Origin of the sequence: Sinorhizobium sojae CCBAU 05684 (assembly GCF_002288525.1) — a bacterium.
Classification (GTDB): domain Bacteria; phylum Pseudomonadota; class Alphaproteobacteria; order Rhizobiales; family Rhizobiaceae; genus Sinorhizobium; species Sinorhizobium sojae.
Map to the genome: position 1 here is coordinate 1326286 of NZ_CP023067.1, position 15991 is coordinate 1342276.

At 63.1% G+C, this 15991-nt stretch carries 15 protein-coding genes; 14 read left to right on the forward strand and 1 reads right to left on the reverse strand.

Going from position 1 to position 15991, the window contains the following annotated elements:
- The first annotated feature begins 10 nt into the window (after positions 1-10).
- The 13 genes from SJ05684_RS06550 to SJ05684_RS06610 all read left to right on the forward strand — a co-directional run bounded on the left by SJ05684_RS06550 (position 11) and on the right by SJ05684_RS06610 (position 14363).
- Positions 11-2959 (forward strand): SPOR domain-containing protein, encoded by a 2949-nt coding sequence (locus SJ05684_RS06550; protein WP_095694222.1) that lies wholly within the window; start codon positions 11-13, stop codon positions 2957-2959.
- 137 nt (positions 2960-3096) lie between these two features.
- Positions 3097-4113, forward strand: a complete 1017-nt coding sequence (nagZ, locus tag SJ05684_RS06555) for a beta-N-acetylhexosaminidase (RefSeq protein ID WP_034854634.1) — start codon at positions 3097-3099, stop codon at positions 4111-4113.
- 118 nt (positions 4114-4231) lie between these two features.
- The gene (locus SJ05684_RS06560; protein WP_034854633.1) at positions 4232-5098 is read left to right on the forward strand and encodes a segregation and condensation protein A; all 867 of its coding nucleotides are present in this window, start codon (positions 4232-4234) and stop codon (positions 5096-5098) included.
- Positions 5091-5819 (forward strand): SMC-Scp complex subunit ScpB, encoded by a 729-nt coding sequence (scpB, locus tag SJ05684_RS06565; RefSeq protein ID WP_083846128.1) that lies wholly within the window; start codon positions 5091-5093, stop codon positions 5817-5819. The genes SJ05684_RS06560 and scpB overlap by 8 nt, the downstream gene beginning before the upstream one ends.
- An 81-nt stretch (positions 5820-5900) precedes the next feature.
- Complete coding sequence (locus tag SJ05684_RS06570; protein ID WP_034854632.1) at positions 5901-7010, forward strand: ABC transporter ATP-binding protein; 1110 nt, start codon at positions 5901-5903, stop codon at positions 7008-7010.
- 91 nt (positions 7011-7101) lie between these two features.
- Entirely contained in the window at positions 7102-7308 is a 207-nt protein-coding gene (locus tag SJ05684_RS06575) for a twin-arginine translocase TatA/TatE family subunit (protein WP_034854629.1), read from the forward strand.
- 78 nt (positions 7309-7386) lie between these two features.
- Positions 7387-8022: a Sec-independent protein translocase protein TatB gene (gene tatB / locus SJ05684_RS06580; protein WP_034854628.1), complete on the forward strand. Its 636-nt coding sequence runs from the start codon at positions 7387-7389 to the stop codon at positions 8020-8022.
- On the forward strand, positions 8019-8861 hold the full coding sequence (tatC, locus tag SJ05684_RS06585; protein WP_034854627.1) for a twin-arginine translocase subunit TatC: 843 nt from the start codon (positions 8019-8021) through the stop codon (positions 8859-8861). The genes tatB and tatC overlap by 4 nt, the downstream gene beginning before the upstream one ends.
- Positions 8862-9002: 141 nt before the next feature.
- A complete protein-coding gene (gene serS, locus SJ05684_RS06590) occupies positions 9003-10286 on the forward strand; it encodes a serine--tRNA ligase (protein ID WP_034854626.1) in 1284 nt (427 codons plus the stop codon).
- A gap of 120 nt (positions 10287-10406) precedes the next feature.
- On the forward strand, positions 10407-11177 hold the full coding sequence (gene surE / locus SJ05684_RS06595; protein ID WP_034854625.1) for a 5'/3'-nucleotidase SurE: 771 nt from the start codon (positions 10407-10409) through the stop codon (positions 11175-11177).
- Complete coding sequence (locus tag SJ05684_RS06600) at positions 11174-11827, forward strand: protein-L-isoaspartate(D-aspartate) O-methyltransferase (RefSeq protein ID WP_034854624.1); 654 nt, start codon at positions 11174-11176, stop codon at positions 11825-11827. Before surE ends, SJ05684_RS06600 begins: the two co-directional genes overlap by 4 nt.
- Positions 11828-12066: 239 nt before the next feature.
- Positions 12067-12717, forward strand: coding sequence for a hypothetical protein (locus SJ05684_RS06605; RefSeq protein ID WP_034854623.1), 651 nt, complete (start codon positions 12067-12069; stop codon positions 12715-12717).
- A 143-nt stretch (positions 12718-12860) separates the two neighbouring features.
- Positions 12861-14363 carry a peptidoglycan DD-metalloendopeptidase family protein gene (locus tag SJ05684_RS06610; protein ID WP_034854622.1) on the forward strand — a complete coding sequence of 501 codons (1503 nt, stop codon included), beginning with the start codon at positions 12861-12863 and terminating at the stop codon, positions 14361-14363.
- Positions 14364-14400: 37 nt separating this feature from the next.
- Here the strand turns inward: SJ05684_RS06610 and SJ05684_RS06615 are convergent, their stop codons facing one another.
- Positions 14401-15276 carry an ATP-binding protein gene (locus tag SJ05684_RS06615; RefSeq protein ID WP_034854621.1) on the reverse strand — a complete coding sequence of 292 codons (876 nt, stop codon included), beginning with the start codon at positions 15274-15276 and terminating at the stop codon, positions 14401-14403.
- Positions 15277-15587: 311 nt separating this feature from the next.
- Between SJ05684_RS06615 and yajC the strand changes: the two genes are divergently transcribed.
- Positions 15588-15920, forward strand: a complete 333-nt coding sequence (yajC, locus tag SJ05684_RS06620; RefSeq protein WP_034854620.1) for a preprotein translocase subunit YajC — start codon at positions 15588-15590, stop codon at positions 15918-15920.
- The last annotated feature ends 71 nt before the right edge of the window (positions 15921-15991 follow it).

The window sequence follows — 15991 nt, forward strand, 5'->3', positions numbered from 1 at the left end:
AGTGGAGAGAATGGCAGACAAACAATTCGCACGAAACGGGCCGGCAGAGTTCGAGACATTGGCCGATGATGATCCGTTGAGCGAACTTGCCCGCATTGTCGGTTACGATGCCCGGCCAGCCGTTCAGCAATTGCAGGAGCTGCAGCGCCATCAGGAGTCGATCCGGCGCGATCCGGCTTTCGATCTCGAAGAAGAGCTGCTTCGTGCGTTCGACAGCTATGACGCGCCGCGCACCGAGCCCGTCCATCCGGACGGCGGTCTCGTCGAGCATCCGGTAGCCGAGGCCGCCGCGGAGCCGGTGCTTGCGCCGACCGATGAGATCGATGCTGCGCCCCCGGTTGAACTTCATTCCGACCCGCAGATCGATACGCCCGATCAGCATTCCGGCGAAGTGGGTTCCCTGCATACGGCCTCCGAAGAAGCCGCTGCGGTCGAGCAGACCGTCGAAGCTCCCGTTGAACCGGAAGCGGCCTCTGTCGCGCTGGAAGCGCCGCCGGTCAAGCCGCAGGCGGAAAGCCCGGCTGTGGACATCGATGTCTCGTTTGACCTCGAGCGCGAGCTTGAGCTTTCGCTCGGGCATGATGACGTGGCGCCCGAACCGGTGCCGGGCCCCCACATCGACGAGGCAGCGCAATTGACCTCGCCCTTCGAAGCGGAGGACATTCCGGCCTTCGCGGACTGGGAGGAGCCGCTTACGTCCAAGATCGCGGCGGTCGGTCACGCCGTCGCGCAAGGGGAGGTGTCTGGGCCCGTCTATGCCGATGCCGTTTATGTCGACATGGCGGATGGCATGGCGGAGCAGCACGAGGAATTCGCCGGAAACGCGAATGCTGCCGTCGAACAGCCGGCGGTCGCCGTCTCCGAAACCGATGGCTTCGAACACGTCGATCAAGCGGACGATGTCGCGCCTTTCGCTGCTCCGGTGGCCGTTGCGGCCCCGACTGTCGAACTGCCGTCCGCCGCGCCCGCTATAGAGCCGGTCGCAAAAAAGAGCAGCTATCCCTTCACGCCTATGTTCAGTCGCGCAACGCCGGTTGCGTCGACAGCCGGTGTTTCCGAGCAGCGCGCCTTCGCTGCGCCACTCACGGCGCCCGTTGCCGCCACGCCTCCGGCCGAGACGGCTCTTCCGCCCCAAACCGCGCCTGCCGTATCCGATGAGTTAGTGCGGGGCGAACCAAGCGAGGCGGAGTCGGAACCGAATATCGACATCGAAGATTTCGAACTCCAATTGGCCGATATCGCACTCGACATGAGCGAGGAAGAGGCGCCTGCAGCCGAGGCCGCTTCCGTCGCGCATCCGGCACTGGTCGAACCGATCGCGCAGCCTTTCCTTCAGGCGCTTGTGACGTCACCGGAAGCGCACCGCGAGGAACTGCCTGCTCCTGTTGCCGTTGTCGAGGACGCGGCGGCCGGCAACACGCTGCCTTTCGACCCGGCAATGATCGCTGAGACCGATATCGGGGTGGCGCCGATCGCCGATCTGGATGTTCCGCAACTGCCGGCCATGGAAGCGGAAGAGAAGCCGGCCTCCTTTGCCGCCGACTACGATCTGGACATCGATGCCGAGATGGCGCAACTCTTCGCCACGCCGGCACAAGCCGCCAAGGCCGGCCCCGCGGTCGCGGGCACGTCGCCGCAGGCCGCTCCGGCAGGCAATGGGTCGGCATCGCTTGCATCCATCGACGATTTTGACGAATTCGAGAAGGCGATGGAGGAGGATTTCCGGCGTTCGATGGAAGAGCGCCGCGGCGAAGCACAGGGCAGCGACCGGTTGGCCGCGCTGCCGCGTACCGGTGACGACTACTCCGGGGAACAGGGCTATGGTCGCCGCTCGCAACGCACTCTGTTGTTGGCGGCAAGCGTGGCAGGCTTCGTCATCCTCGGAGGCGCCGGCGTTTATGCCTGGATGGGTGGCAGCAGCGCCACGCTCACCGGCGACGGCCCCAAGATCATCTTGGCGGACAAGGATCCGGTGAAGATCGTTCCTGAGGAGAAGGGCGGCAAGACCGTGCCCAACCAGGACAAGGCCGTCTACGACCGCGTAGCCGGCGAGCGGAGTGATGTACCGCGGCAAGATGCGCTGGTGTCCACCACCGAGGAACCGGTGGACGTGGTGCAAAAGACGCTGACGCCGGAGACGCTGCCGCTCGAAGGCAATGATTTCGATGATGCCTTGCCCGGCGTTTCCTCTCCGGAAGGGGAGGAAACGGCGCGGTTGCTGCCCGATGAATCCGCAGCCGATCCGGCAGCCGAGGAAGAAAGGGCGCCTGCCGTCATCCCGCGCAAGGTCCGCACCATGATCGTCAAGCCGGACGGAACGCTGGTGCCGCGCGAGGAGCCGTCGGTCGAGCCGGAGAGCACGGCCGTGGCTGTCGCGACGTCACTTCCGGCAAGCGCGTCGGCCGCGGCGGGCGCTTCGGGTACGCAGGGCGAGGCTACGGTTGCCGTCGCTGCATCGGAGATCAAGGCGGCCGAGCAGTCTGCCGGCACCGAGCAGGTTGCGCTCGCGACGCCAAGTGAGTCGGCCACGGACGAGCTCACTCCCGTTCGGAGCGTCAAGACGACGACTATCGCAAGTGAACTTCCGGCGGTGCCGCAGCCGCGACCGGAGGCGCCTGCAAAGGCTGCGGAGAACGACGCCGCGGTAAGCCAGGCGGTGACGGAAACGGCGGCCGCCGATCCGCCCGCAGCGCTTGCCACGGCCACCGTGCCGCCCGGCAGCTATGTCGTCCAGATCGCATCGCTTCCCTCCGAGGCCGATGCGCAGAAGAGCTACAACAATCTCTCGCGGAAGTTTGCGGAGATTATCGGTGGTCGCGGCGTCGATATCCGCAAGGCCGAGATTGCCGGGAAGGGCACTTACTATCGGGTCCGCATACCGGCCGGTACGCGGGAAGAAGCAAATGCGCTCTGCTCTCGTTACAAGAGCGCCGGCGGAAGCTGCCTCGTGACCAGATAGGGGGCGGGGCGACCGACTGCTCGCAGGGGCGCGGCCGAGATGCCGCGCCTGTTCTTTTTTTAAGCGAAGCTGTGCATGAAGGGTGAAGAAACGGTTTGCCGCTTCGCGCCCGGGCCACGGGACACTATGATTCTCGCATGAGCGAATCAAAAGCATTCATCTCCGGCTGCAAAGGCCTGGCCCTGACGGCGGAAGAGCGCAGCTTCTTTGCCACTGAACGGCCGTGGGGCTTCATCCTGTTCGGGCGCAATATCGGCGAGCGTGAGCAGATCTGCGAACTAGTCGCCGCCTTGCGCGACAGCGTCGGCAATCCGAAGGCGCCGGTCCTGATCGATCAGGAAGGCGGCCGCGTGCAGCGCATACGCCCGCCGCTTGCCCCGCAATATCCGAACGGCGCGGCGATCGGGGAGCTCTACCGGCGCGACAACGACCCCGGGCTGCGCGCTGCCTGGCTCCTGGGCCGCCTCCACGCCTTCGATCTGATGCGTTTCGGCATCACGGTCGACTGCCTGCCCGTTCTCGATGTGCCGGTGCCAGGGAGCCATGACGTCATCGGCAATCGAGCCTATGGTCATGATCCGGAGACCGTGACGGCGATCGGTCGGGCAATGGCCGAGGGACTGAAGTCGGGTGGTATGCTTCCGGTGATGAAACACATGCCCGGCCACGGTCGGACGCTGGTGGATTCGCACCACAGCCTGCCTGTCGTCAATGCCAGCCTCGAGGATTTGACGGCGAGCGACTTCCTGCCCTTCGTCGCCATGAAGGACGAAGCGATGGCAATGTCGGCGCATATGGTGTTCACGGCGATCGATCCCGACAATCCGGCCACGACCTCGCCGAAACTCGTGCAGGAGATCATCCGCGGCCATATCGGTTTCGACGGCCTGCTGATGTCCGACGACGTCTCGATGAACGCGCTCGCCGGCGATATTGGCACGCGGGCGCGGGGGATTATCGCCGCCGGCCTCGATCTCGTCTTGCATTGTCACGGTATTATGGAAGAAATGAGGGCCGTCGCAGATGCCGTGCCGGTGCTCAGCGGCGATCGGTTGCGGCGGGCGAATGCGGCAGAGGCGGCGTTCCGGGAACCGGATCATTCGGATGAGGAGGCACTGCGCTCCGAATTCGATGCGATGTTCGCCTTGGCCTGATCCGGCTGCATTCCGCTCTACAGCGCGGCGCGTCCTGTCAGGCGCGTAAATCTCGCTGTAGCACGTTGAATTGCTGCATGGCAGAGGTGGCGCCGGCTGGCGCTGAAAGGGCGTTGTGGTGACGGGTTCGGGAGAGGAACAGGGACAGCCGCAGGCGAGGGCGCCATTGGAGCCCCTGTGGCAGGAGGAATCCGCCGACCGTGGCCTTCATGAGGAAGCGCTCGTCGTCGACATCGCCGGCTTCGAAGGACCGCTCGACCTGCTCCTGCACCTTGCCCGCAGCCAGCGGCTCGATCTTTCCCGCATCTCTGTCCTGGCTCTGGCCGAGCAATACATTGCTTTCATCGAGCGCGCCCGTTCCATCCGCATCGAGCTGGCGGCCGACTACCTGGTGATGGCCGCCTGGCTCGCTTATCTGAAATCGCGGCTGTTGATCCCGCAGCAGGCGAAGGACGAGGGGCCATCCGGTGAGGAGATGGCTTCCGCACTCGCTTTCCGGCTGAAGCGGCTGGAGGCGATGCGCGACGCGGCAACGCGGCTCGTCAATCGCAGTCGCCTCGGTCGCGATGTTTTCGCGCGAGGAGCGCCCGAACACATCGTTGCCGAGAAAAAATCGGGCTACGACGCTTCGCTCTACGACCTGCTGAGTGCCTATGCCATGCTGAGGCAGCGCCAGTCGATAACCCGGGTGACGATAGAAAAACGTCATGTCTGGTCGCTCGCCGATGCGCGCCTGATCCTTGCCCGGATGGTGGGCGGCCTGGATGATTGGACGGCGCTCGACCATTTCCTCATCCGTTATATGACAAGTCCGAAGGAGCGCGCGACCGTGATTGCAAGTTCCTTCGCGGCATCGCTGGAAATGGTGCGGGAGGGAAGGCTCGAAATCCGGCAGGAGAGCGCCTTCGCTCCTATTTATCTGCGGCGCGGGCCGAAGCCGATCGATGCCGCAACCCTGGCAGAGATGGAGGCGGCGCGTGGCTGAGGCGCAAAAATACTTGCCCGGGATGCCCGATGACGAGGAAGTGATCGATGAGATATTCATCGATCCGGGGCTGGAGCTGGAGGCGGAGCGTATCGCGGAGGCACTCGTCTTCGCCTCGGCCCAGCCGGTTTCGGAAAGTTTTATCGCCAGCCGCATTCCGCGCGGCGTCGACGTCGGGCGGCTGATGTCCCGGCTGAAGACAGCCTATGCTGTTCGCGGCGTCAATCTCGTGCAGGTTGCGGACCATTGGGCCTTCCGCACGGCCGCCGATCTCTCCTTTGTCGTCCAGAGCGATGAGCAGGAGGTCAAGAAGCTTTCCCGCGCGGCGCTCGAAGTCCTGGCGATCATCGCCTATCACCAGCCGGTGACGCGAGCCGAGATCGAAGACATTCGCGGCGTACAGACCTCGAAGGGCACGCTCGACGTGCTGATGGAGGCGGGCTGGGTGCGGTTCCGTGGCCGCAGGCGCACGCCCGGCCGACCGGTGACATTCGGGACGACGCGCGATTTCCTCGATCATTTCGGGCTCGAGGAGATCCGCGACCTTCCTGGCATAGAGGAACTAAAGGGGGCCGGCCTCCTGTCCGGCCGTGTGCCTTCCAACTTGCATATTCCCGTTCCCACGGGTGAGGACGAACTTTCCGACAACGAGGATCCCATCACCCAAATGGACCTCGAGGAACTCGGCCTCTTGACACCGAAGGCAGAAGAAGACGATTAAAAAATCCTGAGTAGGGATATCGGCTTTATGGCCCGGCCACGAGGCTCCGACCGAGTGCCTTCGGGTCAGGGAATGCAGACCATGGTTTCAGATTCGCTGAACGGCACCGTCGCAACGAGGAGGCGGCCTGGAGTATCGTTTGCGGCGAGCCTAGCATTCGAGAACATCAGCCACCGCTATCACTCCAAGGATACGATCAAGAATGTGTCGTTGAAGGCCGAGGCCGGCGAGGTGCTCTGCCTGCTCGGTCCGTCCGGATCCGGCAAGACGACCTTGCTTCGGATCGCTGCGGGGATAGAGATGCAGACGGGCGGGCGCCTCCTCCTGAACGGACAGGAGATCTCGGGGCCATCCGTATTCCTTCCGCCGGAAAAGCGGGGCGTCGGCCTGATGTTCCAGGACTTTGCCCTCTTTCCGCACATGAGCATCCGCGACAATGTCTGCTTCGGACTGACCGCGCTGCCGAAGAAGGAAGCGCAAATTCAGGCGGAGGCGGCGCTCGATCGCGTCGGTTTGCTGCATTATGCCGACGGCTATCCGCATGTGCTTTCGGGCGGCGAGCAGCAACGGGTGGCGCTCGCCCGGGCGCTCGCCCCGCGGCCGGCGGTGCTGCTGATGGATGAACCCTTTTCCGGCCTCGATTCCCGTCTCAAAGACTCCATCCGGGCCGACACGCTTGCAATTCTTCGTGAAACCCGCGCGACGGCGATCGTTGTGACCCATGACGCGGAAGAGGCGATGCGCATGGCCGACCGGATCGCGCTCCTGAAGGACGGCAGCCTTGTCCAGGTTGGAACCGCCGACGAAATCTATCGCAAACCGTGTGATCTTTTCGCCGCCGGGTTCTTTTCCGAGATCAATGTTTTCGATGCGCGCGTAAGTGGCGGCCGCGTTGAAACGCCGCTTGGCACGGTGCCTGCGGGGCAATTTGGTGAAGGGCAGCCTCTGACTGTCGCGGTCAGGCTCTCCGGCGTCCAGTTGCAGGAAGATGGTGGGGCCATTCCCGCGCGCATCGTTTCGCGGCGGTTCCTGGGCGTCGTCGAGCTCCTCGAACTCGCCGTTCCGCAGTCGGAGCGCACCGTGCGGGCACGCATACGCGCCGATCTGTTGCCGCAAGGATTGCGCGACGTCACGCTTTCCGTTAACGAGCGCGACATATTGGTGTTTGAAAAAGACACCGCGACATCCTAGGTTCGGGTCTAGGATCAGGCGCACTCTCGACCCGCCTGAAAAATGACAACGTGATGGCCTTGAATGTTCAGGGCATCGAGGGAGTAAGTGGATGGGTTCCTTTAGCATCTGGCACTGGCTGATCGTCCTGGTGGTCGTGCTGCTGTTGTTTGGCCGTGGCAAAATTCCGGAACTGATGGGCGACCTGGCCAAGGGCATCAAGAACTTCAAGAAGGGCATGACCGACGACGACGCCGTTTCGGCCGACAAGTCGATCGACGGGAAGACCGTCGAGCACAAGTCCGACGAAGTCCGCTGACGATCGGCACATTGGGCAGAATATCGGGTGCGTAGCCGTGCCCGATAGGCTGCGATACGGATTTGTAGGGCGCGTCGGATGCTTGATATCGGCTGGACCGAGCTTGTTGTCATTGCAATTGTCTTGATCGTTGTCGTTGGTCCGAAGGATCTTCCGCCGATGCTGCGGGCCTTCGGACGAATGACCGCGAAAATGCGCGGCATGGCCGGCGATTTCCGGCGACAGTTCGACGAAGCGTTGCGTGAGGCAGATCTCGACGACGTACGCCGGACGATAAGCGATGCCCAAAGCCTTAATCCGACGACTGCGCTACGCGACGCAATGAACCCACTGCGGCAGCTCGGGAACGAGATCAAGTCCGATCTTCAGAAGGCTGCAACGCCCGACAAGCCGGTGCAACAGGCGCCGGAGACGATGGCTGCGCCGGCAAATGCGTCCACGCCGGCCGTGGAGCCGGCAAAGCCGGCCGCGGCGACCGCCGTCGAGCATTCGGCTCCGGCCTCAGCAAAGTCTGCCGACGCGAAGCCGAAGCGCCCAGCCAAGCCCACAGCCGGGCCGACTACGCCCGCGGCGGCAAAGGCTGCACCGAGCAAGGCCGCCGGCTCCACGGCGGTGAAGAAGTCGGCGGCAAAGAAATCGGCCGCCGGTGCGGCGCAGGCCGAAACGAAGAGTGGAAGGACGCGCGCGGCCACGCGCAAGAAAGGTGACGCATGAGCGGCGATATCCAGGACCGGCCGCAGCCGCTGATGGAACACCTGATCGAACTGCGCTCGCGGCTGATGTGGGCAGTCGGAGCGTTCTTCGCCGCATTTCTCGTCTGTTTCTATTTTGCAAAGGGACTGTTCAACCTGCTCGTCCTGCCCTTCAAGTGGGCCGTAAGCTGGGCTGGGCTCAGCCATCGAAATGTCGAGCTGATCTACACCGCGCCGCAGGAGTTCTTTTTCACACAGATCAAGGTCGCGATGTTCGGTGCACTGGTCATTGCCTTTCCGGTGATCGCCTCCCAGGTTTACAAGTTCGTTGCGCCGGGGCTCTACAAGAACGAGCGCGCGGCCTTCCTGCCGTTTCTGGTCGCTTCGCCGGTCCTCTTCCTGATCGGCGGCGCGCTTGTCTATTTCTTCTTCACGCCGATGGTGATGTGGTTCTTCCTGGCCATGGAGCAGGGCGGCGGCGAAGGGGAGGTCGCGATCCAGCTTTTGCCGAAGGTTTCGGAATATCTGAGCCTGATCATGTCGCTGGTCTTCGCCTTCGGCCTCGTATTCCAGCTCCCGGTCATCACGACGCTGCTCGCGCGTGTCGGCTTCGTCACGGCCGACGGATTGGCCGAGAAGCGGAAATATGCAATCGTCGTCGCCTTCGTGGTTGCTGCGGTCCTGACGCCACCCGATCCCGTTTCTCAGATCGGTCTTGCGCTGCCAGCCATCCTTCTCTACGAAATTTCCATCTATACGGCGCGACTCGTCGAGAAAAAGCGAGCAGCCGAAGCCCTCTCGGCCGAGTTGGCTTCTTCGCAGGAAGGTTCTTCCGAGACGGCTGGCCCCGCCAAGGGCTGACCGTCCGACGTTTCCGCGCCGCGTCCTGCAGCAACCGCACCTGTTCGACGCGGTTCGTTGCAGCACTTTGTAAACGCTGCGGGATCTTCTCCTGGATCGTGCCGATCGGTGGGACCTGCAGCACCAACGCGTGGAACGACTATGCTCGATATCAAATGGATCCGTGAGAATGCTGCCAAGCTCGACGATGCCCTGGCGAAGCGGGGTGCGGAGCCATTGTCGGCACCCCTGATCGAGCTTGATGAACGCCGCCGCGCCATCCTTTCTTCGCTTCAGGAAATGCAAACGCGCCGTAACGCTGCCTCGAAGGAAATCGGCGCGGCCATGGCGCAAAAGAACGGCGAACTTGCCGAGAAGCTCAAGGCCGAGGTCGCAGAGCTGAAGAACGCCCTGCCGGCGGCAGAGGACGAGAGCCGCCGGCTCGAGGCCGAACTGACGGATGCCCTGTCACGAATCCCGAATATTCCGCTTGAGGACGTGCCGGTCGGTCCGGACGAGACCGCCAATGCGGTGACGCGGATCGTCGGCTCCAGGCCGCAATGGAACCACGGGCCGGTTGAGCATTTCGAGATCGGTGAGGCCCTGGGTTTCATGGATTTCGAAGGCGCTGCCCGTATAGCCGGCGCGCGCTTCACCATCCTCAAAGGTCAGCTTGCGCGCCTCGAGCGCGCGCTCGGGCAGTTCATGCTGGACCTGCACACGCAGGAGCATGGTTACACCGAGGTCCAGCCGCCGCTCCTCGTGCGGGATGACGCGATGTATGGAACGGGGCAACTGCCGAAATTCGCGGAAGACCTCTTCCGGACGACGGACGGACGCTGGTTGATTCCGACGGCGGAGGTGCCGCTGACGAACATGGTCCGCGAGCAGATCCTGGAGGCGGAGAAACTGCCATTGCGCTTTACGGCACTCACGCCCTGCTTCCGCTCGGAGGCCGGTTCTGCAGGGCGCGACACCCGAGGCATGCTGCGTCAACACCAGTTCAACAAGGTCGAACTGGTTTCGATCACCGATGCCGAAAGCTCGATCGACGAACACGAGCGGATGACGGCTTGCGCCGAGGAAGTCCTGAAGCGGCTTGGATTGCACTATCGCGTGATGACGCTCTGCACGGGCGACATGGGCTTCGGAGCGCGTAAGACCTATGACCTCGAGGTCTGGCTGCCGGGGCAGGACACCTATCGCGAGATTTCGTCCTGCTCGGTCTGCGGCGACTTCCAGGCCCGTCGGATGAACGCGCGCTATCGACTGAAGGAAGACAAGACAACGAAATTCGTCCACACGCTCAATGGCTCGGGGGTGGCAGTCGGTCGCGCGCTGATCGCAGTCATCGAAAACTATCTCAATGAAGATGGATCCGTCACGGTGCCGGACGTTCTGTTGCCCTATATGGGGGGACTGCGGCGGATCGAGAAAGCGGCTTAGCGGCATCGGCCGAACATCGAGACACGACCTTTTGCGCCGATGCGTAGATTCAAAGGGCTTTAGCGTCCGTCTTGGGGGACGCACGGCGCAGTATGGCGCGGGACGAGCGAAAGAGGCGGTATGCGCATCCTGCTGACAAACGATGATGGCATCCATGCCGAGGGGCTCTCCGTCCTCGAGCGGATTGCACAAACGATCTCGGACGATGTCTGGGTTGTCGCCCCGGAAGTGGATCAGAGCGGCCTTGCGCATTCGTTGACGCTTTCGGAGCCGCTGCGTTTGCGCCAGGTCTCGGATCGGCGCTTCGCCCTCCGGGGAACGCCGACCGATTGCGTGATCATGGCGTCGCGGAAGATCCTCGACCGCAAGCCGGACCTCGTCCTCTCGGGTGTCAATGTCGGGGCCAATCTCGCCGACGACGTCACCTATTCCGGCACCGTTGCCGGGGCGATAGAGGGGACCCTACAGGGCATCCGCTCGATGGCGCTGAGCCAAGCCTATTCCCACGCGATCGGGGCGACGGTGCCCTGGGACGTGGTCGAGACGAACGCGCCGGCGCTGATTCGCAGGTTGATGCAGGTCGACCTGCCGGGCGGAACCTTGATCAATCTGAACTTCCCCAATTGTGCGGCCGATGCGGTAGCCGGCGTGGAGGTCACGTCCCAGGGCAAGCTCGAGATCGGGCTCACCATAGACGAGCGGATGGACGGCCGCGGATTTCCGTACTTCTGGCTGCGATTCGGCGAGCGCTCCGGTGATTTTCGCTCCGGCACCGATATTCGGGCGTTGCGTGACAACCGGATTTCCGTGACACCGCTGAAACTGGACATGACCGACTACACGGTTCAGGAGCGCATTGCCCGCGCCTTGCTGGAAGGGACTGCCGCTTGAGCGGGCGCGTGACGCAGCAGGAGGGGCTGGCAGCGATGGCGCTCCGCCTTCGCGCAGCCGGCGTTGTGAATAACGATCTGCTGAGGGCCGTGGAGCAGACGCCGCGCGGCCTGTTCTGTCCGGCGCCCTATCAGGAGGACGTCTATTCCCGGCGGCTGATACCGCTCGATTGCGGTTCCTTCATGGAGGGATGCGACTTTGCGGTTCGGCTGATCCATTGCCTGAACGTCAAGCCGGGGCAGCGCGTGCTTGAGGTAGGCACTGGCAGCGGCTTCACCGCCGCCGTCATCGGGCGAATCGCAGAGCGGGTGCTGACGATCGACCGCTACCAGACTCTGGTGGGGACTGCACAGAAGAATCTGGAGAAAGCCGGTGTCCGCAACGTCGTCGCGAGACATGCGGACGGCAGCGTCGGGGCGCCGGGCGAGGGCACTTTCGACCGCATTCTCATTACCGCCGCATTCGACAGCCTGCCGCGCATGTATTCCGATCATCTGGTATCCGGCGGCACCTTGCTGGTTCCGGTCATGATGAGCGAAACGCGGTGCCGCATTGTTCGCGTCACCCGGACGGGCAGCCGCTTCGACCGGGAAGACCTGTTTGAAGCGCCTTACCTCCCGATCGTCCCGCAACTGGCATCCTTCCTTTGACGAAGCGGCGATGGCCGGTGTCGTCGCCGGACGTGATTCGCACCGGTCGGTTCGAAGTCCGGCTGCCGCTTCAGCCACACGGAAGGATTGTTTCAGATCAAGCGGTTAACTCTTTGTTAACCCGTCTCCAGCTTCGCGCAAGCTTGTCACCATAGCCCGGAAGGGCACGATGGTCATGGCGCATTTGAGCCGTGGTTCTGCGTTGTTCGTTTGGATCGTGCGATGGACGGAGACGGCAGATGCAGATTGCGAACAGGTTGACGACGGCTGCGACGGGCGATGGTTTGAACAATCTCGCCGGGCGATCGGCGAGCCAGGTCGGGACCACCGTCAAGGAAGACGCGAGCGCACAAGAGGCGCAGGCTGGTTTTTTCGATCCGACGCCGCGCATTTCGCTCTCGGTCGATGCACTGCTTTATCTCAGCCGCACCAGAAAGACGCCCGAAAAGGCGCCGCCCCTGACCGCGGACGAGTGGAACAACCGGCTCTCTCCACAGCTTGCGGCGCGGGAGCACCAGGCTTTCGGGAAGTTCGCCGATAGCGGAGACTATAGGGCCTATTACCGCGCCTTCGTCGAGTACTACGACAATCTCCGGTCGGAAGATCAAAATAGCCTTCGCTATTTCGGCACGCGCGAAGCGGCGGTCGCGGGGTTGCGGTCGCTTGAATACGATGCCGAGAGCGGCCTCGATGGCGATGCAAATTTCAAGAGGATCGTCAGCGTGTTTCTGGATGAGGACAAGACCATTTCTTCGTCCGCTTCGATCGATCCAGCGCCGGACGAAGAGCCATTTTTTGGTTGGGACGCGTCCAATATCAGCTACGAGGCGGAAGCGCCGGAATCGCGATCGCTTTCGGAAATCGAGCGCCTCTATTCGGAACTCCTATAGGGCCGATCAACCCTACACGCCGCGCGCGCCGGGGCGGCATCATGGTTATCACTTCGTCAAATGAATGCCGCCCTTAACCGGGCGGTAACTCTAATGCGCTTTAATCATTCCACAGCGAGTTGCGTTCGGAGTGGGTAAGCGTCATGCGTCAATTTTTATCTCCCGGTGCAGGGAAGTCCTTGATCCGCCTGTGTGCGGCAGCCTTGCTGGCAAGTGTCGCCGCCGGTTGCAGTTCCGGCGTAAGCCGCTTCGACGGGCTCTTTTCAAGCTCCGACGCCCTGACGACGGGGTCGATTCCGGGCAATGCGACTCCTGTTCCGAGGAGTGACATATCGGGCGGTCAGAGTGTCGCCCTCGGTCAGGCGTATCCGGATGCCGGCGGGGGTGTGCCATACGGTCAGGTGAATGACGCAGCGGCGCCGGTGTCGAGTGCGCGCGCAGCCTCGACGCCGATGAATGTCCAGCGTACGGCCCTGGCCGAGCCGGCTCCGGTCATTCCGCGCCAGGCGCCGGAGGCCCCCCGGCAGCCGCAGCCCACTCTCGCAAAAGCCGAGCCGCTACCGACCGCCAAGGAGCGATCAAGCAAGGGCGGTTGGAGCACGGAGAACGCACCGACGGTCATGGTGCGCCCGGGCGACTCCGTTCCCGTGCTGGCGCGCCGCTTCGGTGTGCCGGAAAAGGAGATCCTCAAGGCCAATGGCTTGAACTCCGCGGGGCAGGTAGAGCCGGGTCAGCGCCTCGTCATCCCGAGCTTCGGTGGCGGAAGCAGCGCCGCCAAGGCAGCAGCGTCGAGTTCAATTGCCGACATCGATGGGGGCAGGAAGCAGCCATTGCCGCTGCCGGCCGGCCAGCGTGAAGTTGCGATCCTGCCCGGGCAATCGCAACTGCGCGAGAAGGGGGAGGACCGCGCCGAAGTCGCGAGCGGCAAAGTCAATACTGCCGGCGAAGGCGGTGGCGCTGGCCTCTATACCGTCAAGGCGGGCGACTCGCTCAACCGGATCGCCAAGACAAACGGCGTATCCGTCGCTGCACTCAAGCAGGCCAATGGCTTGACGACTGAATCGATCCGCATCGGACAGAAACTGAAACTGCCGGGGCGCGCCGTTGCAAGCGACGCGACGGCTTCCGTGCCGTCGCGCAAGGCGGAAACGAAAGTGGCTTCGCTTGAGCAGAGCAAGCCGACGGAATACAAGCCGCCGGTCGCCAAGGAGAGCGTTTCGGAAGCTGCAGCCAAATCCGATATCGACGCGGTGTCACCGAAGTCGACCGGGATCGGCAAATATCGCTGGCCGGTGCGCGGCGCCGTGGTTGCTGGCTATGGTGCCAATGTCGACGGTAATCGAAATGACGGCATCAATATCTCGGTCCCGGAGGGCACGCCCATCAAGGCGGCCGAAAACGGCGTTGTCATCTATTCCGGCAGCAGCCTGAAGGAACTCGGAAATGCCGTCCTGGTCCGCCACGACGACGGCACCGTCACCGTCTACGGCAACGCTTCGGAACTCAAGGTTCAGAGGGGCCAGAAGGTCCAGCGGGGCCAGACGCTCGCCTCTTCGGGCATGACCGGTCGGGCCACCCGGCCGCAGGTGCATTTCGAAGTCCGCAAGAACGCGACCCCGGTGAACCCGGCGACCTATCTCGAATAGCCGTTACGGTGCCTCTTTAAGCGCCCCCGCCCCGTCCTCAGGCGGGGTCGCTCAATGACCGGCGCAGGCGCCCCGCAAGATCCTGAATGAACTGCCAGGCGACCCGGCCGGACCTCGATCCTCGTGTCGTCGCCCATTCGAGCGCATCGGCGTGAAGGGTTTCTTGCTCGACGGGCAAGCCATAGTAGCGGGCGTAGCCGTCGACCATGGCGAGATAATCCTCCTGGCTGCATTTGTGGAAGCCAAGCCAAAGGCCGAAGCGATCGGACAGGGAGACCTTTTCCTCGACCGCCTCGGATGGGTTGATCGCGGTCGACTGCTCGTTTTCCATCATGTTGCGCGGCAGAAGGTGTCGGCGGTTCGACGTCGCATAAAGCACCACATTGGCCGGACGGCCCTCGACGCCGCCGTCCAGAACGGCCTTCAACGACTTGTAGGACGTGTCGTCGTGGTCGAAGGAAAGGTCGTCGCAGAAAACGATGACGGGCATCGGCGCGACCTTGAGGATTTCCATCAGGGCCGGTAGCGTCGCGATGTCTTCCCGGTGCACTTCGACGAGTTTTAGTGCGGCGCCGGTTTCGCGGGCCACCTGCGCGTGGACGGCCTTGATGAGCGAAGACTTGCCCATGCCCCGCGCACCCCAGAGCAGGACGTTGTTTGCCGGATAGCCCTCGGCAAAACGGAGCGTGTTGTCGAAAAGGATGTCGCGAACATGATCCACGCCAGTAATCAGCGCAAGTTCGATCCGATTCGGTTTCGTCACCGGCTGCAGATGCCGCGTTGCCGGCGCCCAGACGAAGCATTCCGCCGCAGCCCAGTCGTTGACCGCTTCACCCGGACCGGCAATCCGTTCGAGTGCTGCCGACAGCTTCTGTATTTCAGTGATGAGGACGTCGATCTTGCTTTGGTGCATCTGCTTGTCTCCGGATCGCCGGGTCTGCGGTTCGCCGCGGACGTGACGCGGTCACTCTGCGGTTTGTCCCGTCACGCCGCCTTCAGCGGGCTCTGACGAGGGGTGGTGGGGCGATTTTCCTCGCTAGCACGGTGGTTTGCGCTGGAAAAGCCCGAGCGCGCGTGCGCGAGGGGTTCTCCTATCGCGCAATTTGTGTCAGAGGCAGGAGCAACGGAGCAGGGCACCGACTTTATTGTCGTGGAATCAATCCCCATATTCCGCCGGATTTCGCGCGGGAAAGCAACCGCGCAGTTGAACTCAAGGAGTGATCGATGTTCATTACCGAAGCTTTCGCACAGACGACTGCCCCGGCCGCCGGCGGCGCCGATATCCTGATGTCCATCCTGCCGTTCATCCTGATCTTCGTGGTGATGTACTTCCTGATCATTCGGCCTCAGCGCGCGCAGATGAAGCGTCGTGAAGAGCTCTTGAAGAACATTCGCCGCGGCGATCAGGTGGTCACCGGCGGCGGCATCGTCGGCAAGGTGACGAAGGTCGTCGACGATGCGGAACTCGAAGTGGAGATCGCGGAGGGCCTCAAGGTGCGTGTCGTGCGTAGCGGTATTTCCGAGGTCCGCGTCAAGGGCGAGCCCGTCAAGGAGTAAAGACCGGCGCAGGCCATGACCAGCTGCTGTATGTTTCCCGGGGACCGTGCGGCAATTCAAAGCACCTCGGC

Coding starts and splice junctions, on each gene's coding strand:
- SJ05684_RS06550 (WP_095694222.1), top strand. CDS start 11: ATGGCAGACAAACAATTCGCACGAAACGGGCCGGCAGAGTTCGAGACA.
- SJ05684_RS06615 (WP_034854621.1), bottom strand. CDS start 15,276: ATGCACCAAAGCAAGATCGACGTCCTCATCACTGAAATACAGAAGCTG.
- tatC (WP_034854627.1), top strand. CDS start 8,019: ATGAGCGGCGATATCCAGGACCGGCCGCAGCCGCTGATGGAACACCTG.
- SJ05684_RS06575 (WP_034854629.1), top strand. CDS start 7,102: ATGGGTTCCTTTAGCATCTGGCACTGGCTGATCGTCCTGGTGGTCGTG.
- serS (WP_034854626.1), top strand. CDS start 9,003: ATGCTCGATATCAAATGGATCCGTGAGAATGCTGCCAAGCTCGACGAT.
- surE (WP_034854625.1), top strand. CDS start 10,407: ATGCGCATCCTGCTGACAAACGATGATGGCATCCATGCCGAGGGGCTC.
- SJ05684_RS06610 (WP_034854622.1), top strand. CDS start 12,861: ATGCGTCAATTTTTATCTCCCGGTGCAGGGAAGTCCTTGATCCGCCTG.
- nagZ (WP_034854634.1), top strand. CDS start 3,097: ATGAGCGAATCAAAAGCATTCATCTCCGGCTGCAAAGGCCTGGCCCTG.
- SJ05684_RS06605 (WP_034854623.1), top strand. CDS start 12,067: ATGCAGATTGCGAACAGGTTGACGACGGCTGCGACGGGCGATGGTTTG.
- tatB (WP_034854628.1), top strand. CDS start 7,387: ATGCTTGATATCGGCTGGACCGAGCTTGTTGTCATTGCAATTGTCTTG.
- yajC (WP_034854620.1), top strand. CDS start 15,588: ATGTTCATTACCGAAGCTTTCGCACAGACGACTGCCCCGGCCGCCGGC.
- SJ05684_RS06570 (WP_034854632.1), top strand. CDS start 5,901: ATGGTTTCAGATTCGCTGAACGGCACCGTCGCAACGAGGAGGCGGCCT.